This is a genomic window from Psychrobacter pasteurii (genome assembly GCF_900162815.1).
In the GTDB taxonomy this organism is placed as follows: domain Bacteria; phylum Pseudomonadota; class Gammaproteobacteria; order Pseudomonadales; family Moraxellaceae; genus Psychrobacter; species Psychrobacter pasteurii.
Genome location: NZ_FUGD01000115.1, coordinates 20,012 through 46,734, shown reverse-complemented (window position 1 = coordinate 46,734; position 26,723 = coordinate 20,012). Strand labels below are relative to the sequence as shown.

Here is a 26,723-nt window from a genome sequence, read left to right as displayed (position 1 = left end):
CCAGCAAAGTTTATTTGCTATTGGTTTGGATGTTTTGATTGATGGTTTGCGTGAGTATTTCTTTGCTGGCAATCGACGTGTGTTTGAGGTTCTAATAAGCTATTTGTCTCCTAGTCCACGACCTTTGAGACTTTGAGCATTTTTGTCGTGTACAGAGGTCGCAATTGAAAAAACTGGCAAATGCCAAATGATGAAATAGTCATAACGCTGCCCATTAAGTTTGCCCTTAAAAGAGGCGACTTGGATCGTCCAACGCTATTTTGAAGTCATTTGCTAAGTTTAAAGCAACTCAATTAAAGTATTGAGTGCTTAAAATGTAGCGAAACAACAACCAACTTTTCAAGGGAATAAAAGTGTTCAAAATAGCATTGCTATTGATGATGTATTTGCCCTAAGAGCTCGTTTTTCTCTTAAATACATCAGCATAGGCCATATTCGAACAGAACATTATAAGGCTTTATAGCAGCAGTGTCATTAATATTCACTATTTTTAACACAGAAGCTGGTTTTAAAGCCTTATACCGGTTTTGAAACCTTATATAAGTTAAAAGAGCCCGAGGACTCTTTTAACTTATCAGAGATTACTTACAAAATACTAGCTATTTAATGTGAAGTTAGATCTCTTTTTATTACCTAATTTTTAATTGGCTAAATAGCCAAATATTATAGGCCGGCTACTTTGCTTTCACCGTCTGCACGATCTAGACCAAAGGCAGTATGTAAAGACTTAACCGCTTTTTCTAAATGTTGCTCTTTAATCAATACAGAGATTTTGATTTCACTGGTAGAAATCATTTGGATGTTGATGTTGTTCTCAGCCAATACTTGGAACATTTTGCTTGCCACACCCGCATGTGAGCGCATGCCCACACCGACTAAAGAGACTTTAACCACATCTGTGTTGCCATGAATTTCTTTGGCATCGATGTCTTGCTTGATGCTTTCTAAAATATTCACTGCTTTATCAAAATCAGGGCGATTCACAGTGAAGCTAAAATCTGTTAAACCTTGATCTGATAGGTTTTGTAAAATCATATCAATTTCGATATTAGAATCGCTAATAGGGGTCAAAATTGAAGAGGCAACGCCAGGATGATCAGGCACACCACGTACCACAATCTTTGCTTCGTCTCTATTAAATGCGATACCTGAAATGACCGGCTGTTCCATGTCGTCTCCTTCGTCTACTGTAATCAGTGTGCCAACATTTTGGCGAAATTCTTCATCAAAGCTGCCGTCTTGACCTTCATCAAAACTAGACAGAACTCTTAAAGGTACTTGGTATTTTCCAGCGAACTCTACGGCACGAATTTGTAATACTTTCGAGCCTAAGCTGGCCATTTCTAACATTTCTTCAAAAGTAATTTTATCAAGCTTACGGGCTTTAGCGGTCACGCGTGGGTCTGTGGTGTATACGCCGTCAACGTCGGTATAAATTTGACATTCATCTGCGCCCAAAGCAGCTGCTAGAGCCACACCGGTAGTGTCTGAGCCACCACGACCTAAAGTGGTAATATTGCCTTCAGCGTCAACACCTTGGAAGCCTGCAACCACAACTACATTACCGTCATCAAGCTGTGCTTGAATTTTCTCAGAGTCGATGGCTTCGATACGTGCTTTATTGTGCTTATTATCGGTACGAATAGCGACTTGGCCACCGGTAAAAGAGCGGGCGCCAATGCCGAGCTCTTTGATAGCCATAGATAATAAGGAGATAGAAACTTGCTCACCCGTAGAGACCATTTGGTCATATTCACGAGGATCTGGAGTGCTGCTGATTTGATTGGCAAGGTCGATTAATCGGTTAGTCTCACCGCTCATGGCTGATACGACAACAATTACTTGATGTCCATGGTCATGCCAGCGCTTAATTCGCTTTGCAACGTTTTTGATACGGTCGATACTGCCCATCGACGTACCACCATACTTTTGTACAATCAATGCCATGTGAAACCCTTTGAATTGAAAGTTTGGTTTTCACCATTATCTCTACTACTATCGCCCAAACTTATGCCTAGATGAGCTACGCTGTTGATATACGGTCATTACGGCATAAGCAGTAAGAGAAAATAATAATAAAAAACGGTAATCCCTTGGTTTATTTAAATTTGTCTGCAAGTTTAATGGGATAAATTATCCTGAGTGAGGCAATTAATATCCTGCTTCAATCATAAAAAACTATATAGACAAACGTACTTTATATCACAACAAAACGTTACCATCAAAGAAAGCAGGAAAATTAATGATGGTAAATAGTTATAGACAGCTAAACTTATCGCAATATGCGATATTTACCCTGTTTAATGTCTTAATTGGGCCAGCCACACGAGATGGCCCAATTATCGAACAGACAGTTATCTAATAAAAAGCGTAAACAGTAACGTTAGACCCTTAAATTACTGGCTTAACTGACCCTCTAACCAATTAGGTAGCTGTGCCATAACAGCTTCTAACTTATCACTGTTTGGAGCGCCGCCTTGAGCATAATCTGGCTTACCACCACCTTTTCCGCCAAGCTCAGTGGCTAGGTAGCGAATGATATCACCGGCTTTGATGTCGCCAGTTAATGATTTACTTACAGAGGCAGCTAGAGCCAGTTGCTCACCTTTTTCGCCGACTAAGACAATGATGGTGTCTTGAAGTTTTGACTTCATATCGTCAACCAATCCACGCATGGCTTTGCCATCAATACCGGCAACTTGAGCGATAAGCACTTTTTTATCGGCGATTGTTTGTACGTTATCGACTAAGGTAGCAGCTTGAGCACTAGCGATTTTTTGATTTAAACGCTCAATCTCTTTTTCTAGCTCACGTTGTTTGTCTGCCATGGTTTGTACACGGTCAGCCACTTCTGGGCGTTTGGCTTTTAGCTGATTGGCTAGGGTAGTTAACTGGCTGTCCGCTTGCTGTACATAGCGTAGAGCACCCATACCGGTTAAGGCTTCGATACGGCGAACCCCTGCGGCGATACCTGATTCAGAAGTGATTTTGAATAAACCAATATCACCGGTGCGTTTTACGTGCAAACCACCACAAAGCTCGATAGAGAAGGGCTTCTCGATGCCATCTTCAATCTCATTGGTGCCCATGGTTAATACGCGAACGGTTTCTCCGTATTTTTCACCAAATAAAGCTGCTGCGCCTTTGGCCATGGCATCATCGATGTTCATGTGCTCAATTTGGGTTTCAACGTTGGCTTGGATTTGCTCATTCACTAAGCGCTCGATGGCAGCTAAATCTTTTTGAGACACAGCATTGTCATAAGAGAAGTCAAAACGTAGAACTTCGCTACTGACTAATGAGCCTTTTTGTGAAACTTTGTCACCCAATACTTTGCGTAAAGCAGCATGTAATAAGTGAGTGGCAGAGTGGTTTCTGGCACTGGCTGAACGAATGGCAGAGATTACTTGGGCATCTGCAGTCTGTTTGGTTTTAAGACTACCCATATTGACCACACCATGATGAATAATGGCTTGGCCAGACTTCTTAGTGTCTTCTACATTAAATACGCCAGAGCTGGTACGAATTTCACCCATTTCACCAACCTGACCACCACCTTCCGCGTAGAAAGGGGTGCGATCTAGGACGATAACGCCCTCATCACCCTCGTTTAATTCCTCAACTTCTTTACCGTCTTGGTATAGGCCGATGATATTAACTTGAGTTTCATCTAATTTCTCATAACCCACGAACTCAGTGGGGCTATCAACTTTAATGGCTGCTGAGTAGTCCACATCAAACTTACCCGCATCACGGGCACGTTGACGCTGGATATTCATTTGCTCATCAAAGCCAGCCTCATCAATGCTGATGCCACGCTCACGGGTAATGTCAGCCGTTAAATCTACTGGGAAACCATAGGTGTCATATAATTTGAAAGCGGCTTCCCCAGATAAAACGTCGCCTGATTTTAAAGAGACCAACTCGCTGTCTAATAAACGTAAGCCTTGGGCTAAAGTTTTTGCGAATTGAACTTCTTCTTTTTCGATTGCTGATTCAATGAAAGCTTGTTTTTCAACCAACTGTGGATAAGCTTCGCCCATTTCTTTAACTAATGGGGCAACCATTTTATAGAAGAAGCTGTCTTCAGCGCCTAATTTATTACCATGTCTTACGGCACGGCGAATGATACGACGCAACACATAGCCACGGCCTTCGTTACTTGGTAATACACCATCGGCAATTAAGAAGCTTACGGCACGGATGTGGTCAGCGATAACTTTTAAAGAAGCCTGGCCTTCATTTTTGATGCCCAGTAAATCAGCAGCACTATTGATTAAGTTGACGAATAGGTCAATTTCATAGTTGCTGTGTACGCCTTGCAAGATAGCACTGATACGCTCAAGCCCCATACCGGTATCTACGCTTGGCGCAGGTAAAGGCTCCATCGTGCCATCTGGCTGACGGTTGAACTGCATGAAAACACAGTTCCAAACTTCAATATAACGGTCGCCATCTTCTTCTGGTGTACCTGGCAAGCCACCTTCTACATGGGCGCCGTGGTCATAGAAAACCTCTGAACAAGGACCACAAGGACCTGTATCACCCATTGCCCAGAAGTTATCTGAAGCGTAAGGAGCGCCTTTGTTATCCCCAATACGGATAATGCGTTCAGCAGGCAGGCCAATGTCTTTGTGCCAGATATCAAAGGCCTCATCATCGGTCTCATAAATGGTGACATACAGTCTATCTGCATCTAAAGCCAACCAGTCTTTTGATGTCAAAAACTCCCAAGCATAAGCAATGGCTGATTTTTTGAAATAATCACCAAAAGAGAAGTTACCAAGCATTTCAAAGAAAGTATGGTGACGGGCGGTATAACCAACGTTATCTAGATCATTGTGTTTACCCCCAGCACGCACACACTTTTGTGAGGTGACAGCGCGGGTGTAGTCTCGCTTATCGATACCTAAGAAACAGTCTTTAAATTGGTTCATGCCGGCGTTAGTGAACAATAAGGTTGGGTCATTGTAGGGCACTAAGCTTGATGACGGCACATGGGTGTGCTGCTTACTAACAAAGAAGTCGATAAAAGATTTACGCAGCTCGGCTGTGCTTAAGAATTTATTTGAAGCAGGGGATACTGAATTTGAAGATGTGGGCGCAGACTGAGTCACATGAACTCCTTAAAGAATGGCTGATAAGCTAAAGGTTTATTAATGATAAAAACAAAATTTGTAGCAATAAAAATAGATTTCATAGCCACCAAACCGCATACAAATTGGTAATAAGTGAGCGGCTACAAATAATAGCGTCAAAGTTTAGCATATTTATAGCCAAAACATGACTATTCACTTTAGATGATGCGAACACTGGCTGTAACTTTAGTCCAATCGATTCTTATTGCTCATTGGCTAAAATGGCCGCATCGGTTTTATCAATTACATCATTATGAGAGGGACTAGACTCGATAACGATAACTGGGATATATCTTATTTGCAGACGTACAGTCTGATATTTTGGATAGTCCTGTTCGATGATTTGGTTGATCTGTTGCTCTAAGTACTTAGCGTCATCTGAAGAAGGGCGTGTCTCTCCACGTATGACGGCTCTGACGGTTTGATAGTCGGTTCTTGGCACAAATTGGGTGGTGGTCAGCGCGTTACCTTTATCAATAAAGTAGGTGTTCAGGCTTTCTTTGACCTCATTTTCAAACTTTTGCTTTTTGGTAATGGTGTTAAAGTTATAGGTAAGATAGGTACCAATTACGGCCAATAGCAACAAGGGAACGGCGTTACGGCGGAAAAAAGCAATGATAGGGCTGCTTTTATAGTCGTCTTCCACCAGGCGTCGAAAGCCTGCAGACCAGAGTACCAAAGCGTTGGTAAATTGAATGGCGATAATGTTGGTTAAGGCCAATAATAAAGCACCAAGGCCCAAAGAGCCTTCACCATGAGCGAATAATATGCCACTGGCAGCCAAGGGGGGAACCAATGCTGTGGCTACTGCAACCCCAACTACCGCAACAGAAAGCTGAGGGGAAATCATGGCATATGCTCCCGCAGTACCGCCTGCTAATGCAATCATCAAGTCCATCGAAGTAGGTTGGGTGCGAGATAAGATCTCATTAGTGAGAGGGGAGTCTTGGTGCATAAAGCCGACAATAAAACCAATCACCACCACCATTGCTGCGCCAGCCAGTACAGTCAATAAAGACTTACGCAAAAAAGGCATGCGGTAATCGATAATGGCCAAGGCAGCCCCACTGATAGGCCCAAGCATCATCGCTACGAGCATCGCTCCGATTACTACGGCTGCAGAGTTTACGACCAAGCCGTAACTGGCAATAATGGCGGACAGCGCATTCATAATAAAGTACATGCGACTGGGTAGGGCGTTGGCCTCAATATCTACCCGAATACCTGGGTAGTCAATTTTTACTTTGCTTTTTTGCTCAGCCAAAAACTGCTTATAAGATTCTAGCTGGGATTCTTTCTTAATCTTTTGCTTTTCATCTTCGCTAAGCTCTTCATCTTCATCGTCCTCAACCTCTTCTTCACTACTGTCTTCTTCCTCAGCATCAATTTGAGATTCTTCAGTGTGCTGCTCAGAGTCGGCAGGCACGTCATCTTCTACAAAAGAGTCTTCACTTTCTAAGCTTTGCTCTTCGGGCATAGCTGATTTTTTCTCAGTAGGTTCAGGTTCAGGTTCAGGCTCATGTTCATGTTCATGTTCAGTAGGTTCAGGATTTGTATCATCTGCTACTGTTGATGAAGGGGAGCCTGCTTCTGGTATCTCCTTTGCGACCTCAATGTGGTCATTAGAGATATCTTGGTTTTGATTGTCCAAAGGCGAATCAACTTCGTCTGACTCAGTTTTTTGGTTTTCGTAGGCTTTGGCGTGTTCTGGCTTAGCTTGCTGCTTAGCTAGGTAATCTAGCTGTTCTTTTTTTAGGGGTTGCTGCTCTGTTTCTGCCGCTTCTTTGGGCTGCTCTTGTGTAGTTTCGGAGGTAGACTCAGGCTCTTCATCCTCACAAGTAGCCACAGCCACATCCATTAAAGGTGCATTAATATAGTCTGCATCAATAATGATAAACGGGCAGTGACGGTGGATTTTTTTATTGGGAACAGGAGCAAATAAAGGCTGGGTTAAATCAAAATCTGCGACCTTAGAGATAAACTGGAAATAAGGCACTGGAATGTAGGAGACTTGCGACATGAATTACCCTGTAAACAGCCGATGAAAATAACAAACAAAGCTTAAGAAAGAATGAATAAGATAAAGTTATGATAAACCAAAATAAGCCAAATTATGATTATTTATTGTCATAAAGACAGCTCTTTTAAGTATATCACTTAACCGTTTGAGGGTCTTTATAATAAGACGACTGCTAATGTGATAAAATTTTTTGTAAAAACCCTTAAAGAAACTAAGGATTTAGTGTATAACTATAGTATTAATTATATTATTAACTAGTGATATTTTTTTAGTGAGGTGTTAATTATGAACTGGCAACTACTTAGCATGATATGGGGTATGGCAGCAACTGTTCTTATCGGCGTATTCATGATTGCCGCTTTGGTGATTGGCTTTGATGATATTCCTCATATTATTAGTGCGGCTGTGATTGGTGCGTTGGTGGCTATTCCTATTTCAGTTGTGGTCACTAAGAAAGTTAATCGCATTAGCTAATTTGACGATTGTGTGACTCTGTTTAGAGGTTTTAATTTAGAGGTTTAATAACTCAATAAAAATAAAGTAAATCATAAAACAAAAAAAGCCAACTTCTAGAAGTTGGCTTTTATTTTTCTAAAACTTACCACACTACATAATCATCGCATCTTGCTGAATTTGCATGGTATCTTTATATTGTTTTAGTTTAAAATATAAAAATACGCCAAACATTATATTAAGTATGCCTGTAACCAAGAACAGCTGAGGCAAAGACAGTTTTAATACGTTCAGAATAACAATGGCGAAAATGGCCGAGGTCACCATAAAGATGGCATTAAAAATATTGTTGGCACCGATAACGCGCGCTCTATGACTAATAGGCGAATAAGCTTGCATAGAAGCATAAAGGGGCACAATATAAAGACCTCCGCTAAACCCTAGGAAGAAGAGGTCAGCGAAAACACGCCAGCTACCAGGGACTTGAGACAACTCACCAATGCCTAGCAGGGTGCTTGAATTAATATTTAAAGCAGAAAGTGAGAAGTATAAATCAATGGCAAACACACTTAACCCTGCAATACCAAAGGGAAGCAGTTTAAAGCTTACTTGGTTTTTGGTTAAGGTTTTACAAAGTAGCGAGCCTATTGATACACCGACAGAGAATAGGGTTAATAAAAAGATCACCACAGATTCATTGCCATTTAATATAACCTTACTAAATTCAGGTGTCTGAGTTAAAAAAGTAGCACCATAGAACCAAAACCAGCTGTTACCAAGAATAATGAAGAACAGAAGCGGTAGAGAGTATAAATACTTAACGGTATCCATACTGGTGCTAAAGATATTCCAGTTAATTTTGATATTTGGTTCAACAGCGGGCATGTGGGGCACAAATTTACTAGAAAGCAGGCCTAATCCTGCAATGAGAAGCGCCATGGCACTGACCCAGTATAAGTGGTTGTCCAACTGGGTAAACACGCCGGCCACTATCATACCCATTAAGATGGATAGCGAGGTGCCTGTTTGAAATAGTGCATTAGCCCCGACTAATTCATCTTTGTGCATGGCTTGAGGTAAGTAGGCGTATTTGATGGGACCAAAAAAAGTAGACTGTGCGCCTAATAAAAATAAGGCCACAAACAACAACCAGTATATTTCGAAGATAAGACCAAATGCGGCCAATACCATGATGACGATTTCTAGAATTTTAATATATACCGTCAGCCTTGATTTTTCATATTTATCAGCCAATTGACCGGCCAAAGCTGAAAATAGGAAAAAAGGCAAAATAAACAACATGGCCGCTAAGTTATTGAGTAGACTAACTGAGGAGCCTAGCTTAGCCGCGGCACTATAAGTCAGTACTAGTAATAACGCCTGTTTAAAAAAGTTGTCGTTAAACGCACCCAAAAATTGAGTGAAAAACATAGGGGTGAAACGACGAGTGCGAAAAAGTGTGAATTGTGATGCCATAAACCGGCTTCCTAATGTTATTGCCATTAATTATTATGATTTTTAGAGCTTAATTAAGCTTAGCAAAGTTTAATTTAACGCTAAGCCTGACTAAGTACTTTAAAGTAAGCACTTTAAAATAAAAACTTTAAAATAAGCTGAGCCAGAAAATAGACTGAGCCAGCAAGTATAATAGCCACAATTTATCACAACTAAATTAATTTTGTTTTTTTTGGTTGGTCAAAATCGTATTTGCAGAGACACAACTTAAACGTTAGTCTTTCGTTAATCGGACTACTATAGCAAGTTAATATGGATAAGAGAGCAGTAATGCCTAATTTAGACGCTACCTTGTTGCTGGCTAAGCAGTCAGTTGACAATCAGTTTTCTCCTTATGGTCATTTCTTTTACAGCCGCTGTGGTGGTCGAAAGCTGCCTTTTCGCTATTCTAAACTTGCGTGTGGATTATCTGCATGTTTGATGGCTCAAGTCTTACTGACAACAGCAGCTCACGCTATTGAGCCGACCCAACCTGAAGGCTTGGCCAATGCCAATCAAGCTTATGACCCCAACATAGGTAAAGCTCAAATACAGTCGCCAGAACAATTAGAAGAGGCGCTTATTGCGCTTAAGTTAAAAAAAGCGGTTGAGCAGGGACTAATTGACCCCAGTGTGCTCGAAGATTACCAACGCGAAACTCTACATACGCCTGTACCTCAGCCCAATAAAAAACCAAGTCAGGTCGAGAATACGGCCAACCAAAAACCCTCCTCAAGTCAACCCGATGAGAGTAGCGACGCTATTTTTGATAGAGTCTTCTCGGACAGCAGTTTGCAAACCAATGAGAATGCCGGTAACCGTTTGGCCAATACCCCGGTCATGCAGTCTCCCCAGCAGATTGAGCAGGCTTTATCGCAAATCACCCCTCAGGTTTCTCGTGATTTTAATAAGCCTGTGGCTCGCTTAGATGCGACTCAGCCTCCTTTGGGGTTTGATACAAATCTAGATGCCGCAGCGCAGATTAACCCTTCCAATCAACAAACCTTGGGCATTACTACTGATGAAGACGCGACACAGGAGCAGCTAGAGGGAACAAAGCCGGTCTATGAAGCAAAGGATGTTACGGTTAACCCTGATACCCAGGAGGCAAAAACTGCAGAAAGTGTTGCGCATCAAGCGGTAAAAAACACAGCTATTGGTAAGGTTGACAACACAGTTAAAAACACTGAAACCGAGATTACCGATGATGTGATGGCTGAAGCACAGGAGAATGGTGCAGCAGATTCTGGTATTGATCCAGAGGATTATTTACCAGAGTATCAAGAAGACCCTAATCATGATTTAACGCCCACTGTTGCTGAAGGTGAGTTTGAGAATGATGATGGCTCTGAAGCCAAGCCTGGGTTTATTAAAGGTCTTTATAACCGCTTTTTTAATGATGGTTATGCCGCCTTGCCAAGAGTTAAAGCCAAGATTTATTTACAGCCGGAAGAAGATGAAAATGGGGTTAAGCCAAAACCTGTTAAATTAGACAAGGATGCCCAGCCTGCTGCCAACATTAAAGCGGCTATGGAAAACATTACCGTTGAGTCCATCTCAGATTTCACAGCGGTTACGCCCAAGCTGCATCAAGAAGCATTAGATGCGGCTCAAGCCGTGGGTTACTATGACATTAAGCTGAGTTTTAAACGTATTGACACAGATGAGATTGAGGTGATGATTGAGCACCTAGGCGATCCTGTACAAGTCAGTAAAAACCCTGTTATTGATATACGCGGGGAGGGTAAAGATTTAGCCCAGTTTAAAGCCATTCAAGAGGACTCGCCGCTCAAGGAGGGTCGAATCTTTAACCACGGTGAATATAAAGAAACCAAACAAAGAATTGAAACTACAAAAAGTCAGTTTGGCTTCTTTGATGGGCAATGGCTAAACAAATCAGTCGATGTTATCTTGCCTGATAATACTGCAGATGTTGATTTGGTCTACGATACTGGAGAGCGTTATCACTTTGATAAAGTGGTGTTTTTTACCGTTGATAAAGAAACAGGACAGCTCACCACAGATCCCGATAAACTGCCGGTTAAAGCAGAGCTGCTGCATCAGCTACATAAGTTTGAAGTGGGTGATGAGTTTTATGCTCCAGACGTTACCAAGTTTACCAATGACTTGTCTGCCACGCGCTACTTTAACTCAGTGAACGTTGAGACCGTTAGACCCAATACCAGTGGGGCTACCTTAGGTTTTGAAAAAGATGATGAGGAAGAAGGGCTATTAAATGGTGATGAGGGTCAACTAAACGGCCAGACCAATGGTCAAGGCTCTGGCGAAAAACAGTTTGATGAAAAGGGTCAGCCTCTAAACCCCCAAGCTTCAGGGAACAATACAGGGGAGGATGAGTTTGCGCCTATTGAATATACACTGGATCAAGAAACCACAGCTAAGCTAGATAAAATCAGTGCAAAAGCGCAGCGTCTCTCTAGATTGCCGGATGATAGGGTTTTAGATGAGAGGGAAGAGAAGGCAAAAAGTCTATTGGGTAAAATTTCCAATGCCGTCAGTGATGTGGCAAAGAAAGTTTTCCCTGATGAAAAAGACCCTTTTGCCGATACCAGTGCGCTGCCTGACGATTTAAGTAAGACGGTGCTTGCCAATCGTAAGACTCCTCAGGATGTGGCACAAAGCAAATCAGTACCTCTGTATGTCTTCGTGACCGCAGATAAGCCTAGAGATGTGGATTTAGGTATTGGTTACGGGACGGATACAGGGGTACGAGCTGTGGCTCGTATGGAGCACAACTTGATTAACCGTGATGGGTATCAAGCCGGTATTAGTGTGGGTGCCTCTAAGATTAACAAGTCCGTTAATCTTCATGCCAGTCGTCCTTGGAAGCATCCTTTAGATGACACGCTCAATGCCAATATCAGCTATGAGGAAGAAACCATCAACCAAGGTGAGGGTAACTTAGATTTAGAAACCAACACCATTAAAGGGGGCGTTAACCGTAAAATTCGTAATGAAGAAGGCTGGAATAGAACCTATTCAGTACGTTACCGCCAAGATGAGTTAGAAAGTGGGGTGACGGGTCCTGATCGCGAAAACCTACCGGTACCTTTTAACCGAGAAGGGGCGCAGTTCAAGCAAGAAGCTTTCTTACTTGGGTATCAGATAGATAAGACAGTGACCGACAATGCCACCAACCCAACCAAAGGCTGGCATCAATATTACTCAGTAGAAGCGGGCTCTGATAGCGTGTTATCCGATACGGATATGGCCATTGCTAGAGCCGGTGTAAGCGGAGTATATAGCTTCGGTGAAATGAATAAGCACCAAGTGGTAGCCAGTCTAGATGGGGGATATATTTGGGCCAAAGATTTTGAAGATGTGCCTTATAAGCTTCGATTCTTCGCTGGGGGCGACCGCAGTATCCGAGGTTACGATTACAACAGCTTATCTGCCACCGAAAAAGGCTATTTAGTCGGGGGTCAAGTATTGGCTGTGGGTAGCACTGAGTATAACTATGAGTTTAAGCCGGGTTTAAGAGGGGCTGTGTTTGCTGATGTGGGTAACGCCTATGACACTAACTTTGAAGCCGATACTAAGCTGGGCTTAGGTTTCGGGGTACGCTGGGCCTCACCGGTAGGCATGGTCCGAGTCGACTTGGCAGCTGGTGTTTTAGAAGACAGTATTCCAGTACGACTGCACTTCTTTATTGGCTCACCCCTGCAGTAATACGGTTATTGCCGGAAATAAAGCGGCTTATGATGTTGCCGTTATATTGAATATCATTTACTATGATTCGACTTTGATTCTCTTGTGAAAACAGGCCATTCTAATCCTAAATATGGGAAGTTATCATTAAGTTTAATAGAGGTTTAACGCTAATAAAATAAACAATTTTAATTATTGCTGATTAAATCTGATTTAAGTATTAAGCTTGGTTTTGACTTCCCTTATTGATAACAAGTTACTTACCCCATGACCACTTCGCAAACCCCTGAACCTAATCCAAAACAAGATCCTGCTCAGCGTGATGCTGAGCGGGTTAAGCACCATTATCCTTTGTCATTTTTGATAAAGCTTTTAGCGCTACTGTTGATTTTATTTTTAATCATCTGTATCACTTTTTACATAATGGCGGGTACGGAAAGGGGGACTAAGTTTATACTTGAAAAAATTATCTCAGAAACTGGGGTTAAGTTAGAGTACTCAGAAGGTAATTTACGTGATGGGCTTAAGGTAAAAGACATCACTATGAGCGCCTCAGAAGATGTGGATGTTCACTTCGTCAATACCTATGTCAAGATTGGCTGGCGTGCCTTATTTGCAAGAGAGGTGCATTTACGTGATGCCGATATCGAAACCATTGTTATTGAAAACCGTCTACCGCCTTCAGGCGATCCGTTTGAGTACAAAGAGTATGAGTTGCCGGTCAACTTACGCTTTGATAGAGCTCGGATTAATAGAATTATCTATAACCAAGCCGGTAGAGACCCTATTGAAGTAACGGATATCAAAGCCGATGATTTACATTGGGTGGGGACTAACGTCAAGGTAGGTCGAGGCAATCTACAATATAGCGATATTGTTAATATCTCAGACTTAAAAGGAACAATTACTTTAGAGGGTAATTATCCTTTAGATTTATCTGCGTTAGTCACGGTTAACAGCTTAGATAAAGTTTATATCGATCCTATTGAAGTTGAGGCGGTCGGTAGTGTTAAACGCACTTATGGGAAACTGCGTAGTAAATATAATGATAACAATGTCCGAGGCGTTTTTACTGTTCAAGGGTTAGATGACAACGCGCCTTTTGAAGCCAAATTAAACTGGGATGAGATTGACCTGCCTTATGCTGAAGGTCAAGATATTCGTCTACAAAATGGCTTAGCGACGGCGTCAGGGGTAATCTCTGATATTGAGCTTCGCATCAATAGTCGACTGTTGGCCAATGACATTCCTAGCGGTCATTATCAAGGCCGAGCCAATATTGTTGATACCAGTAAAATGCTGGTACATCGTCTAACTGCTGACACTCCAGAGGGCAATCTGTTAGCCACTGGGGTGCTTGATTGGGAAGAAGACTTCACGACCAAAGCCATGCTTTATAGTCGAGACTATAAGGTACGTAGCTTACTGCCAGAAACTGCAGCACCTTATGCTCCAGAGTATTTAAATGGCGAATTGGCCGTGGTGTTTGACCTGAGCAATGAAGAAGGCTTAATGCAAATTAATGCCAACTTAAAGCAGCGCGATGGCGAGCAGATTAAAGCCAAAGTTGTGCAAGGGACCAAGCCAGAGAATCCTAGATTTGATGCTCCTTGGTATGTCGATGCCAGTTGGCAGAATTTACGCCGTAAAGATGTGCCTGACGTTGGAGATATAGATAGTCCAAGTGGTGTGGCCAATGTCATGCTACGTGATGAGAGACTATGGGTCACTGCGGATGCTCAGGTTAACAAATTAAATGTTGCTCCTGCTGGTGATTACAAGGTTAAGCTCAATAAGTACAACAATCGAATTGCCCTTCAAAATCTGAACTATGATGGGGTGATGGGGAATCTTGCCGGTAACGGCAGTATCTTATTGGCCACCAATAAGTCGCCATTGACCTGGAGTATAGATGCCAAGACCAAAGAGCTAAAGCCACAAGCCTTTAGTGACGCCATTCCGGTCAATAGACTGGTGGGGGATATCAGTGCTTCCGGTAAGATGCTAGACATCACGCGTCGCATTAATGGCAAGGTGGTAAAGGGTCAGCGTCATGCGTTTACTATCAACTCTTCAGACTTATCTTCTACTTTAACCGCACAAGTTAATTCTACAGACCCAAAAACTGGGAAAATAACTTCTGAAAATCGCCGAGTCGATGTTATGGGCTACGGCGATGGTGTGGTGGACGTTCTAAATGGCTCTTTACAGAACTTTGATGCCAGATTTAATGGCAAGCTTGCCACTCAAGGGGTACCTAAAGGCAATTTTATTGTTGATGCCAATGGCACCACTGAAAATATAAACATCAAAAACTTCAGCCACAACGGGGAAGCGGGGGATATTACCGCCTCGGGTAACGTGAATCTAAGTGATGGTATTAAGTGGGATGTAAAGGCCAATACCAATAAGTTTAACATTGGTTTCTTTGCTCCACAGACAGAAGGTATTGTCACAGGTGACCTACAAACTTCAGGAAAATGGCGAGATAACCAAACCAAGCTTGGGGACTTACGCGACTTTGACGTGAAGTTTAATGGGTCAATTGATACGCCTCAATTACCTAAAGGTAAGCTGGTTATCGATGCTGGCGGTAATGCTCAAGCGATTACCATCCGTAATTTAAGCCACGTTGGTGAAGCAGGCAGTCTTATCGCCAAAGGTAAATTGGACGTCACAAATGGCGTAGCTTGGAATGTCAATGCCGTCATGGATGACTTTAATCTTAGCTACTTTGTGAAAGACGTACCAAGTAACATTACTGGTCGTGTGTCGAGTACCGGCTTATGGAAAGACTCGGTACAGCGCATTAGTATTGAACAAATGGCGCTACGAGGAGAGATAGACGGTGAGCCTCTATTGGCTCAAGGCAGTCTCAATACTACCTTACACCTACCCAAAGATATGGGTCAGTATTTTGAAAGATTAAAAGCAACAGATGCCAGTGGCCAAGTTCAACAAGTTAAGAGTGTGGTCGAAACCCTAAATGCTGATAACTTGATGCTGCAATGGGGTGATAACCAAGTTGTGGCCAATGGCAATACTGAGCTGTTAGAAGCCAAGGTGAACATCAGTAACCTAAGCCAGATCAACAAGGATTTTGCAGGCTCTGTGGTAGGGGGCTTTACCTTAAGCCAAAATAAAGGCCAGGCATTACCGACCATCTATGTTGATTTGACGGGTAATAAGTTAGCCCTGCCAGGCATACTATTAGCCCAAGGTATGATAAAAGGTAAAATTGTTGATTTAGCCAAACGCCCAAGTACCTTGGTTATTATGGCAGATGGCCTGCAGGCTTCTGGCAGTAAGTTTGAAAATATCTATGCGGTATTCAATGGCACTGAGCAAGATCATACTTTAACTTTAAAAGGGGATACCAATAACGCCAATACTGAGGTAGGTATTCAAGCCACGATTAAAGGTAGCTTAGACCGTAAACTAGGTAAGTGGCAGGGGGTAGTCGGTGACGGTGAGGTATCAACGGAGTATGCCACGCTAGCTCAAAGTCAGCCGGCACAGCTTATTGCTACTTTTGGTGGGAAAACCCCTGAAATCCAGTTGGCAGCTCACTGCTGGGAAGCTGTAGGTCAGACGGGCAAGCTTTGTCTACGAGAAAACTTAATTGCTTCTGCCGATAGAGGTCAGGTGAACTTGGCTATTCAAAACATTGATACCTCTTTATTTGCGCCTATAATGCCGAAAGATTTGAGCTGGCAAGCCAGCCTAAATGGTAAAGCCGTTATTGAGTGGGGCAAAGGAATTGAGCCGGTAATTAATGCCACTTTATATTCAGATAATGGTAAGTTGGGTCTGGTTCAAGAAGGTCTAGATGAAGCGTTGACGATACCTTATAAGCGAGTATCGGTCATTGTTAGATCTTTTGAGGAAGGCTTAAAGCTGCGTACTGATATCGATAATGGAAGTGGGGCTAAAGGCTACGCTGATGTTGTGATTGATCCTTATAAAGAGGACAAGCCTATATCAGGAGCCTTGGTACTGAACGAGCTAAACTTAGCTATTTTAAAACCTTTCTTCCCAGGTATGCGCAAACTTGCTGGTAACATCACTATGGCAGGAGGTCTAGGTGGTACTTTGTCTAGTCCCGTATTCTATGGTGATGTCAATCTAAGAGAAGCCACTGTCGCCATGTTGGATTTGCCAGTGAATCTAACCGATATCAATGCTAAGGCTAGAATAAGAGGTCAAAGCGCTGAGCTTGAAGGCACCTTCTTAAGTGGTGAAGGCGCTGGCGAGCTAACAGGAACGGTAGACTGGAGACAAGAGTTACAAGCCAAACTGCGTATTACCGGTGAGGGGCTGGTGCTTACTCAGCCGCCATTGCTGTATGCAGAAGTGAACCCAGACTTCAATATTATCGTTAAGCCGATGCAAAAATATGTCAATATAGTCGGGGCAGTTTCAGTGCCTACGGCTACCATTAGACCGCCAGAGGCCAACGAAGAAGTTATCACTAAGTCTGATGATGTTGTGGTCTTAAACCGTGAGTTAGTGGATAGAATCGAAGACGTATTGGCCATCTCACAGCCTTGGTCGATTAATGCAGATATCGGCGTTGATTTGGGTGACAATGTAAACTTCCGTGGCTTTGGTGCAGTCTTGCCATTGGCAGGAGCAGTGCATATCACTCAAAAAGGTCAAGGCGTAATGAATGCGTTAGGTGTGGTACAGGTCAGTCGCCGTAGTACCGTTGATGCCTTTGGTCAAAACCTTGAGTTAAACTATGCCCAAGTTCGATTTAATGGCGATGTAGTCAATCCTCGCTTAAGTATTGAAGCCGCCAAAGAGATTGAAGGTCGTACGGTTGGTCTACGCGTTAAAGGCAGAGTTTCAGAACCTAATATTGTGGTCTTTAATAATGCAGGGTTAACTCAGCAGCAAGCGATGAATGCTCTAGTAACCGGCCGTATCTCTAACCCTGGTGCCACTCAGATTAGTGAAGAGGGCTTTAAGTCAGAAGTTACCAATAACTTGGCTGCGGCTGGCTTGAGTCTGGGGTTAACAGGTACTCGAAGCTTAACCAATACCATTGGTGATGCCTTTGGTTTAGAGCGTCTGACAATTGATGCTTCTGGCACCGACAGCGATACCAACGTTAACGTCACCGGTTATATCACCCCAGACTTATACATCCGTTACGGGGTAGGCGTATTCAATGCGCAAAGTAGCTTGTCGTTAAGGTATCAATTAACACGCCGTATTTATATCGAAGCCACTTCGGCGGTAGAGAATGCGGTGGATGTTGTTTATAGTTTCAACTTCTAACCAAAATAAGGGGTGACTTTGATAGTCACCCCTTATTTTATTATCTATATATATCGACTCTATTTATCGGTTTTATTTAGTATTGGTGCTATTTAGTGAGAATAAGCCGATTATTGCGAGTTAAACGTAGGCGGTACTCTTCTCCCTCATGTTGAATCCTTACTTCTTTGGTCAAAGCAAATAGATGCTCCGATTGCAACATAGGAAGCTGATTGTCACGAAGGTTAAGTGCTCGCGAGATGATAGTGGCCATAAAGCTTAATCCTTAAGTTTATAAGTTATTGGTTTATTTTCTGCATCTATAGGTGGTAAAGGTATAGGTGATGCAGGCTTGTAAAAATACACCTAATTGATAATGATTATCATTAACTTTAATTATTATTTATTATGAAAGTCATTGCAAGGGTTTTATCAAAATAAACTGACACTATGATAGGAAAGTAAGGGGTAATGCAGGAATTAGCCTGCTATCTCGCATGAATGAATTTTAATAATCAAGCAAGTAAGGACAAAAAAACTGTGATAAATATCGATGTGGCCGTAGCGGTAATTCACTTTGGTGACCAATACTTATTGGGATTTCGTAATGCAAAGCAGCATCAAGGTAACCGCTATGAATTCGTCGGGGGTAAAATTGAAGCCAATGAGACGGCTAAGCAGGCCCTTGTTCGCGAAGTTTTTGAGGAGATAGGACTAGATATTGCCAAGCAGAGTGTCATAAATCCTTTGGGAGTACTGCGTCATCATTATGCAGAAATCGAAGTGCCTAGTAAGTCAAAGACAGTTTGCTTGCATGTATTTCGAGTAGCCTTGAGTGAGTCGCAGTTCACAGAGTTTGCTCATCACAATGAAGGCTGTGAAGGTCAGCAGTTACAGTGGGTGAGTTGTGAGGATTTAATTAATAATAAATACCCGTTGCCTGATGCTAATAAAACCATTTTGCAGTGGCTAAAGCTACCCAATATAATCGCAATTACCCAAGAGGTTGGGGCAATCAAAGCATCTCAGAACAACACAGACTTGAATGAGCAAAGCAAAGCTAAAGGATATTCAGCACATCGGCCAGAACAGCAATGGCTAGACTATTATCAACAAACGCTGCCTGAGCAGGCCTGTGTTTATATTAGATTAAAGCAATCCAATCTTGCACAGCGTAAAGACTTGGTATTGGCCTTATTGGCTATTCGACCAGATATCAAGCTAATCATAGATTATGAGTTAGCCAATTTTTTAGATAGCGACACAAATGCTGCTATGGCGGATCAAATTATCGCTCAACATTTAACTCAGCAAGCGTATTTAGATACAGAGTTTAAGTTATTATCTGACTTGCCGGTGACAGTAAGTGCTCATAGTGAGGCCAGTGTTCTACAAGCGAACAAGTTGGCACAATATCGACTTAACCACAATTTATCTCCTGTGGTCGGGATTTTTATCTCACCTGTGCAAGCGACGAATACTCATCCTGAAGCGACGCCTTTGGGCTGGGAAGGTTTTGCAAGCCTCGCACAAGATAGCGAGATCCCTGTGATTGCTTTAGGAGGCATGGCGCCAGCAAATATCGGGCAAGTTCGGTATTATCAGGGAGATAAAGTAGCAGGAATAGGCAAGTTTTTAACGTAAGCTCACCAAAAAATCAAACATAGAACAGTGAGTTTACAAACCGTATCGTAATACTACATTTTTTGGATAGTAATGAGTGGGGGTGAGTAATATGATACTTACATCAAAAAATACAGCGAATTTTAATGAAAGCTCAGTCAGTAATGTATTGAATCAAAGCTAAGGGCATTTTTTAGGCTACTGGCTAAAACTGGCTTTTATCAAATTGCTTATAAATTTACTTATATTGAACTTATAATTATCCAGATGCTACTATGAATAGATTTAGTCACGAAATCCCAGATAGAGCCTTTATGAAGGCGTTGCTTAAACATACGGGCATTGCTTTAGCTTTACTCGTACCTTTGGCTGCTTACTCGACTTTCTCCCACGCAGAGACGGGTATGCCTACGACAAATACTAATGAGGACAGCATGAACATTACTGCTCCAACTTCTGTAGACAGCGTAGAATTAAATAAATATGCAGGGCAATGGTATGAAATTGCTCGTTTACCTATGTACTTTCAGCGTAACTGTGCCTCAGATGTTACAGCGACATATAACTTAAACACTGATAAAGCTGGCAAGCTGAATTCCGTAGAAGTTATCAACCAATGTCGTAAACAAGATGGCTCGATGATGAAGTCTGAAGGTTTGGCCAAGCCCGCTAATGACACTGGAAGTGAGCTCAAAGTTACCTTTTTGCCTAGCTGGTTAAGATGGTTACCTGTGGGTAAGGCAGATTACTGGGTATTACAGCTTGATAAAGACTATCAAAGCGCTTTGGTAGGCACTCCAGATAACAAATACTTATGGGTATTGTCTCGTAAGCCTACCTTATCTGAAGCTGTGTTTGAAGATTATAAAAAGACAGCAAAAATGCAGGGCTACGATATTAACAAGCTAGAGGTTACCACTCATACGGGCACACCTAAGGCTATTGTTGAGTAAATAGCTAAGTAATGATTTTAGCAACTAATTGAGTAATTAGTTTAGTAACTGATTTGGTAATTAATTTAGTTGCTGATTTAGTAACTGAGTTGGTAATAACGGGTAGGTTAAGTAAAGGTGTTTAATAGATAGGCCAGTAAGCAGGAAAACGGCTGATTGAGAGTGATTCCTAGCTGATGTACTGGCTAAAATTGCCAATATGATTTAAAATCTACCCTGAATATACCGATAGAGAATTTATCCTGAATCTGCTTTTGAATTTCACAAGCAGATTTTGGTCATATCTACAGTATCCTTATTTTATTTAGCGATTAATTTGATTTCACTAACCCCTTCACTTCATTTACCCAAAGGATGACTATTGTGAGTAATGCTAATACGCGCCGTGAGTTACATAAAGATCATTTAGCCAAATACCAACAACAAGAAAATCAGGCTTATGAGCTAGTGAACCAGCTGCATAATCTTTATAACAATAAAGACGTAAAAGTTAATTTGTTTGGTGAAACACTTAATGGCCTTTCAACCGCTGACTTGCTAACTAAAGTTCAGCAAACTGCTGATCGTAACGAAGGTAAAGCATTAAGTATCGATGATATCGTAGCTACTGTAAAAGAAGTAGTGGATAACCAAGATATCAAAACTGCAGTAGTAGATGCTGGTCAGTTATTAAAGAATAAAGTGAGCGTTGCAGATGCTCTAGCTAAAGCAGACCAGTCAAAGCCTGCTGCTAGCGAAGCGACTGACGTTGTTCTTTATGGTTTCGGTCGTATTGGTCGTATCCTAACTCGTTTATTGTTAGAAGAAGCGGCCACTGACAAAGGTTTGCAACTAAAAGCTTTTGTGGTTCGTCCAGGTAAAGACGGTGACATCGCTAAACGTGCTTCATTATTAGAGCGCGACTCAGTTCACGGTACCTTCGCAGGTTCAATCGTAGTTGACGAAGAAAACCAAGGTATTATCGTAAACGGCCGCTTTATCCAAGTAATCTATGCTAATGATCCAAGCGAAATCGATTACACTAGCTATGGTATCAATGATGCTATCGTTATCGATAACACAGGTATCTGGAAAGATGAAGATGGCCTAGGTAAGCACTTACAAGCCAAAGGTGTGAAAAAAGTTTTATTAACTGCACCCTCAAAAGGCGAGATCAAAAACGTTGTATACGGCGTAAACAATGATACTATCGGCGACGATACTATTGTTAGTGCTGCTAGCTGTACTACTAACGCTATTACTCCATCACTAAAAGTACTTAATGATGAATTTGGTATCGTAAATGGTCACGTTGAAACCATTCACGCTTTCACCAACGACCAAAACTTAATCGATAACTACCACAAATCAGATCGTCGTGGCCGTAGTGCGGTATTGAACATGGTTATTACCAGCACTGGTGCTGCTAAAGCTGTGGGTAAAGCTTTACCAGAATTAAATGGTAAACTAACGGGTAACGCCATTCGTGTTCCAACACCAAACGTTAGTATGGCTATCTTAAACTTAAACCTAGAAAAAGCACCAGAGAGCGCTGAAGCGTTAAATGCTTTCTTCAAGAAAGTTTCTGAAAGCGATGCTTGGCAGTCACAAATTGCTTACACTGATTCAACTGAAGCAGTTTCAACAGACTTCGTTGGTACTAAGCAAGTAGGTATTGTTGATGCCCAAGCTACTATCGTAACTGATAACCATGCCACAGTTTATGTTTGGTATGACAACGAAGTAGGCTACAGCACTCAGGTGTTAAGAGTGGCAGCGCAAATGGCTGGTATTCACTACACCAACATTACTGCTTAATATTCGCTTAGCTGTAAAGGGTAACCTTTATGGCCTTAAGCATCGAATACCATAAGCTAGATTGGACATAATAAAGTTGCAATTACTCTGTTAAGTTTTTGACCTAGACAATAGGCTAATCTAAAAAAGCGCTTATTGACGAGGGGAAAAAAAAGAAATAATGACTGAGACGATTTGCAACGATACCCGATAATCGTTATGGTTATCGGGTATTTTTATTAAAATAGCCATAAATATTAATTCTATGTAATCAAGGATAATGCTGTAGAATACGGCGTTATAAAACCAACTCTATTTTCTAGAAATCTATTTCTCTAAAATATTATATTTCTAATAAACAAACCTTCTACACCAAGTAGAAGACTGTAATTAGCCAATTTACGTTAGACCAATTTAAAAGAAGTTAAGGGAGCAAGCCCAATGCGATTTATTGATGAAGCAATTGTTACTGTCAAAGCAGGGGATGGTGGTAACGGCATTGTGAGCTTTCGCCGTGAAAAGTATGTGCCTCGTGGCGGACCAGATGGTGGTGATGGGGGTAAAGGCGGTGACGTTATTGTGGTTGCCGATGACAATACCAACACCCTAGTAGACTATCGCTATACCCGTCGTTATGATGCGGGTCGTGGCCAAAATGGACAAAGTAAAAACTGTTCGGGTAAAGGGGCAGACAATATCTATCTGCGTGTGCCTATCGGTACTACCATTGTTAACAATGAGACCGGTGAAGTGGTCGGCGACTTGACTGAGATAGGTCAAGAAGTATTAGTGGCCAAAGGCGGAGACGGCGGCCTAGGTAATACCCACTTTAAAAGCTCTACCAACCAAGCGCCTCGTAAGGCTACCTCAGGATTTGAAGGTGAGTTAAAAGAGCTTAAGTTTGAGCTAAAAGTTGTGGCTGATGTGGGTCTAATTGGCTTACCAAATGCCGGTAAATCGACTTTTATCAGACAAGTATCTTCTGCTAAGCCAAAAGTTGCTGACTATCCATTTACTACCTTAGTCCCCAACTTAGGTGTGGTAGATGTGGGCCTGCATCGCTCATTTGTTATGGCCGATATTCCAGGTTTAATTGAAGGCGCTTCAGAAGGCGCAGGTTTGGGTATTCGCTTCTTAAAGCACGTGGCCCGTACCCGCCGTTTGCTGCATATCTTAGATATTAAGCCGATTGATGGCAGTGATCCTGTAGAAAATGGTCAAGTGATTTTAAATGAGCTTGAGCGCTTCTCACCTGAGCTTGCCAACTTACCACAAATTTTGATTTTAAATAAAATTGACCAAGTACCTGATGCCAATGAACTGGATGAGCTGTGCTTACACATTGTGGCAGAGCTAGGCTGGACAGGGGCGGTGTTTAGAACCTCAACGCTAACCGGTGAGGGCGTGGATGATGTGAAATATCATCTCATGAATGAAATTGAGCGCGAGAAAGAACGCGAGGAAGAAGATCCTTTATTTGCTGAGGAGCAAAGAGAGAGATTTGAGCGTCTTGAAGCTGAAGTGCGACTCAATACAGAAGAGCAAAAAGAAGCTTATCGTGCTGCCCGTCGTGCCGCCCGTGAAGCCGCTTTCAATGCCGATAATGGAGATGATGATGACGATGGTGTAGAGGTTATTTACGCGCCATAGTCAACACTCTGCTCATTCCTTATAATCTTGTTGTGTCAGACTGTGGGTTATATGCTGATAATAAGCTAGGGGGTGAGAGGGTGCTTGAACCTTCAGTAGTTTTTATACTCGCAATAGTTCAAAGCGTTTACCCAGCATATTACTATTCTATTCATTAGATTTTGGGAAGAATTATGAGTGCTAATAATAACCAGAAAAGCTCGAAAGTCAGTAAGCCAAAAAACAGTATACCTAAGCCAATTGACTCAGACTCAGAGGACAATAGATTTGCTACTAAAAACAGATCTTTTGACTTACAGCGAGTCATTGTAAAAATTGGCTCGTCTTTACTGACCAATAACGGTAAAGGATTAGATCGTACCGCGATTTATGAGTGGGCCAGTCAGATTGCCAAGCTGCATAATGAAGGCAAGGAAGTGATCTTAGTGTCTTCTGGGGCAGTGGCTGAGGGCTTGGTTAGAATGGGTCTTGATGAGCGTCCTAAGAAATTAGAGGCGTTACAAGCCTGTGCTGCCATTGGGCAAATGGGACTAATAGAGACTTGGTCATCGGCCTTAATTCAAAGTGGCGTACGCAGTGCTCAGATACTGTTAACCCATGATGATTTGTCGAATCGTGAACGCTATCTGAATACGGCCAATACCTTGCACAAGCTATTGGCATGGCGAGTACTGCCGGTTATTAATGAGAACGATACCATTACGGTTGATGAAATTAAATTTGGGGATAATGACACGTTAGGTGCAATGGCCGCGGCCATGGTCAGTGCAGATCTCTATATTATTTTAACCGACCAAGATGGGGTATTTACTGATAACCCTCGTGAAAACCCTAATGCCAAAATGATCCGTCAAGAGCGAGCAATGGCAGACTATCTATTTGATATTGCAGGCGAGGGCGGTAAGCTTGGCAGTGGCGGTATGCTGACTAAGATTAGAGCTGGTAGATTGGCCGCTATGGGTGGCTGTCCAACGGTAATTGCCAATGGCAGCCTAGATAAAGTCATTACTCGTGTTGTTGAGGGCGAGTCAGTAGGGACGCTACTGCAGACCAATCAAGAAGACAAAATCATTGCCCGTAAGCAGTGGTTAGCAGCCCATCTAAGAATGGCCGGTACTTTATTTATCGACTCAGGGGCTGTACACGCCATTACCGTTCAAGGTAAGAGCTTATTGCCTGTGGGTGTGGTAGATATCCATGGCGACTTTGATGAAGGCGACGTGGTTGCAGTGGTCGATGAGACCACAAAAGAGCGTATTGCAGTGGGTCAAGTAAACTTCTCTTCTGAAGAAGCCAAATGTGTGGCTCGCAAAAGAACCCAAAGTTTTGACAAAATCTTGGGCGAGTCAGAAGAGCGAGTGGTGATGATACACCGTGATGATATGGCCATCTTAAATAAATAAGGGCCATAAGGTGTGAAGAGGGGTATAACCTGATACCATTGATAGGTAGTAAACGGTTCCACCTATCCATTTTGATTATAATCTAGGACTTTAAAGAGATAATAATGTCTATAATGAATTCTGATTCTGTTAACAACACTCACAACTTCGCTCCGTTGAAGAATGATCGTCTACTTAAAGCTTTACGCTTTGAAGAAGTAGACATGACGCCAGTATGGATGATGCGCCAAGCAGGTCGCTATCTTCCAGAATACAAGGCGACGCGAGCTGAAGCTGGTGATTTCATGAGCTTGTGTAAAGACACAGCCCGTGCGACAGAAGTTACGATGCAACCTTTACGACGTTTTGATTTAGACGCGGCTATTTTATTTAGTGATATTTTAACCATCCCAGATGCCATGGGTTTAGGCCTGTATTTCGAAACAGGTGAGGGTCCTAAATTTAAGCGTACCTTACGTACCGAAGCAGATTTTAATCAGCTTGAACCGTTTAAAGCCACTGACTCATTAAGTTATGTGATGGATGCAGTGACCAGTATCCGCAAGGAGTTAAACGGTCTGGTGCCTTTATTTGGATTCTCAGGGAGTGCTTGGACTTTAGCGACCTACATGATTGAAGGTGGCAGCTCTAAAGACTATCGCTATACCAAAGGCTTGCTTTACAGTCAGCCTGAATTCTTACATCAAATCCTAGATCACATTACTACGGCAATCATTGATTATCTGGACGCACAAATTGTGGCCGGTGCTCAGCTTGTTCAACTGTTTGACAGCTGGGGTGGTGCGTTAGCACACCGTCAGTTCAAAGAGTTCTCTCATAAGTACAACAAGCGTGTGGTCTCAGAGCTTAAGCAGCGTCATCCAGAAGTTCCAGTTGTGGTATTTACTAAGGGCGGTGGATTATGGCTAGACATTCAAGCCGACTCTGAAGCAGATTGCTTGGGCTTAGACTGGACCATGCCATTAGACAAAGCCAGAGCAATTTTAGCTGAAAGCAATAAACAAATTGCGGTTCAAGGTAACTTAGACCCAGCTACGCTTTATGGCTCTCCAGAGCTGATCCGTCAATCTGTGAACAATATGCTAGATGATGCTTATGCCGGCGGTGTGAAAACCGGTTATATCGCTAACTTAGGGCATGGTATTACGCAGTGGGTTAATCCTGATAATGCCAAAGTGTTTATTGAAGCGGTACACGAATACAAGCTATAAGCTTTATCGATTTAAAATTTGAGTAATATAAAAAATAGGCTTATTTAAATAAGCCTATTTTATAATGGGTA

General features: G+C 42.2%; 14 protein-coding genes. 9 read left to right on the top strand and 5 right to left on the bottom strand.

Annotated elements, in window-relative coordinates; all coding sequences use genetic code 11:
- Positions 1 to 663: 663 nt before the first annotated feature.
- The 3 genes from A1232T_RS10390 to A1232T_RS10380 form a co-directional block, all read right to left on the bottom strand.
- A complete protein-coding gene (locus tag A1232T_RS10390; RefSeq protein WP_077449345.1) occupies positions 664 to 1,947 on the bottom strand; it encodes an aspartate kinase in 1,284 nt (427 codons plus the stop codon).
- A gap of 449 nt (positions 1,948 to 2,396) precedes the next feature.
- Positions 2,397 to 5,117: an alanine--tRNA ligase gene (alaS, locus tag A1232T_RS10385; protein ID WP_077449344.1), complete on the bottom strand. Its 2,721-nt coding sequence runs from the start codon at positions 5,115 to 5,117 to the stop codon at positions 2,397 to 2,399.
- A gap of 223 nt (positions 5,118 to 5,340) precedes the next feature.
- A complete protein-coding gene (locus A1232T_RS10380; RefSeq protein WP_077449343.1) occupies positions 5,341 to 7,158 on the bottom strand; it encodes a DUF389 domain-containing protein in 1,818 nt (605 codons plus the stop codon).
- 285 nt (positions 7,159 to 7,443) lie between these two features.
- Here A1232T_RS10380 and A1232T_RS10375 point away from each other — a divergent pair, with 285 nt between their 5' ends.
- Complete coding sequence (locus tag A1232T_RS10375; protein WP_077449342.1) at positions 7,444 to 7,632, top strand: hypothetical protein; 189 nt, start codon at positions 7,444 to 7,446, stop codon at positions 7,630 to 7,632.
- 132 nt (positions 7,633 to 7,764) lie between these two features.
- Here the strand turns inward: A1232T_RS10375 and A1232T_RS10370 are convergent, their stop codons facing one another.
- Positions 7,765 to 9,087 (bottom strand): MFS transporter, encoded by a 1,323-nt coding sequence (locus A1232T_RS10370; protein WP_077449341.1) that lies wholly within the window; start codon positions 9,085 to 9,087, stop codon positions 7,765 to 7,767.
- 291 nt (positions 9,088 to 9,378) lie between these two features.
- On the opposite strand from A1232T_RS10370, the gene A1232T_RS10365 reads away from it, so the two are divergent.
- Positions 9,379 to 12,795 carry an autotransporter assembly complex protein TamA gene (locus A1232T_RS10365; protein WP_077449340.1) on the top strand — a complete coding sequence of 1,139 codons (3,417 nt, stop codon included), beginning with the start codon at positions 9,379 to 9,381 and terminating at the stop codon, positions 12,793 to 12,795.
- A gap of 246 nt (positions 12,796 to 13,041) precedes the next feature.
- Positions 13,042 to 18,057: a translocation/assembly module TamB domain-containing protein gene (locus A1232T_RS10360; RefSeq protein ID WP_077449339.1), complete on the top strand. Its 5,016-nt coding sequence runs from the start codon at positions 13,042 to 13,044 to the stop codon at positions 18,055 to 18,057.
- A gap of 88 nt (positions 18,058 to 18,145) precedes the next feature.
- Here the strand turns inward: A1232T_RS10360 and hemP are convergent, their stop codons facing one another.
- The gene (gene hemP, locus A1232T_RS10355; protein ID WP_077449338.1) at positions 18,146 to 18,310 is read right to left on the bottom strand and encodes a hemin uptake protein HemP; all 165 of its coding nucleotides are present in this window, start codon (positions 18,308 to 18,310) and stop codon (positions 18,146 to 18,148) included.
- A gap of 266 nt (positions 18,311 to 18,576) precedes the next feature.
- Here hemP and A1232T_RS10350 point away from each other — a divergent pair, with 266 nt between their 5' ends.
- The 6 genes from A1232T_RS10350 (at position 18,577) to hemE (ending at position 26,652) form a co-directional block, all read left to right on the top strand.
- Positions 18,577 to 19,680 (top strand): NUDIX domain-containing protein, encoded by a 1,104-nt coding sequence (locus A1232T_RS10350; protein WP_167367068.1) that lies wholly within the window; start codon positions 18,577 to 18,579, stop codon positions 19,678 to 19,680.
- 293 nt (positions 19,681 to 19,973) lie between these two features.
- On the top strand, positions 19,974 to 20,612 hold the full coding sequence (locus tag A1232T_RS10345) for a lipocalin family protein (protein WP_425272070.1): 639 nt from the start codon (positions 19,974 to 19,976) through the stop codon (positions 20,610 to 20,612).
- A 354-nt stretch (positions 20,613 to 20,966) separates the two neighbouring features.
- Positions 20,967 to 22,409, top strand: coding sequence for a glyceraldehyde-3-phosphate dehydrogenase (locus tag A1232T_RS10340; protein ID WP_077449335.1), 1,443 nt, complete (start codon positions 20,967 to 20,969; stop codon positions 22,407 to 22,409).
- 420 nt (positions 22,410 to 22,829) lie between these two features.
- Positions 22,830 to 24,038 (top strand): GTPase ObgE, encoded by a 1,209-nt coding sequence (gene obgE, locus A1232T_RS10335; protein WP_077449334.1) that lies wholly within the window; start codon positions 22,830 to 22,832, stop codon positions 24,036 to 24,038.
- Between the two features lie 173 nt (positions 24,039 to 24,211).
- Positions 24,212 to 25,441 carry a glutamate 5-kinase gene (gene proB / locus A1232T_RS10330; protein WP_425272068.1) on the top strand — a complete coding sequence of 410 codons (1,230 nt, stop codon included), beginning with the start codon at positions 24,212 to 24,214 and terminating at the stop codon, positions 25,439 to 25,441.
- Positions 25,442 to 25,545: 104 nt separating this feature from the next.
- Complete coding sequence (gene hemE, locus A1232T_RS10325) at positions 25,546 to 26,652, top strand: uroporphyrinogen decarboxylase (protein ID WP_077449333.1); 1,107 nt, start codon at positions 25,546 to 25,548, stop codon at positions 26,650 to 26,652.
- Positions 26,653 to 26,723: the final 71 nt, after the last annotated feature.

What these genes read in the sequence shown, in the direction of transcription:
- proB (WP_425272068.1), top strand. Translation starts at nt 24,212, where the DNA reads ATGAGTGCTAATAATAACCAGAAAAGCTCGAAAGTCAGTAAGCCAAAA.
- A1232T_RS10345 (WP_425272070.1), top strand. Translation starts at nt 19,974, where the DNA reads ATGAAGGCGTTGCTTAAACATACGGGCATTGCTTTAGCTTTACTCGTA.
- A1232T_RS10365 (WP_077449340.1), top strand. Translation starts at nt 9,379, where the DNA reads ATGGATAAGAGAGCAGTAATGCCTAATTTAGACGCTACCTTGTTGCTG.
- A1232T_RS10380 (WP_077449343.1), bottom strand. Translation starts at nt 7,158, where the DNA reads ATGTCGCAAGTCTCCTACATTCCAGTGCCTTATTTCCAGTTTATCTCT.
- A1232T_RS10340 (WP_077449335.1), top strand. Translation starts at nt 20,967, where the DNA reads ATGACTATTGTGAGTAATGCTAATACGCGCCGTGAGTTACATAAAGAT.
- hemP (WP_077449338.1), bottom strand. Translation starts at nt 18,310, where the DNA reads ATGGCCACTATCATCTCGCGAGCACTTAACCTTCGTGACAATCAGCTT.
- hemE (WP_077449333.1), top strand. Translation starts at nt 25,546, where the DNA reads ATGTCTATAATGAATTCTGATTCTGTTAACAACACTCACAACTTCGCT.
- A1232T_RS10375 (WP_077449342.1), top strand. Translation starts at nt 7,444, where the DNA reads ATGAACTGGCAACTACTTAGCATGATATGGGGTATGGCAGCAACTGTT.
- A1232T_RS10390 (WP_077449345.1), bottom strand. Translation starts at nt 1,947, where the DNA reads ATGGCATTGATTGTACAAAAGTATGGTGGTACGTCGATGGGCAGTATC.
- A1232T_RS10360 (WP_077449339.1), top strand. Translation starts at nt 13,042, where the DNA reads ATGACCACTTCGCAAACCCCTGAACCTAATCCAAAACAAGATCCTGCT.
- A1232T_RS10370 (WP_077449341.1), bottom strand. Translation starts at nt 9,087, where the DNA reads ATGGCATCACAATTCACACTTTTTCGCACTCGTCGTTTCACCCCTATG.
- obgE (WP_077449334.1), top strand. Translation starts at nt 22,830, where the DNA reads ATGCGATTTATTGATGAAGCAATTGTTACTGTCAAAGCAGGGGATGGT.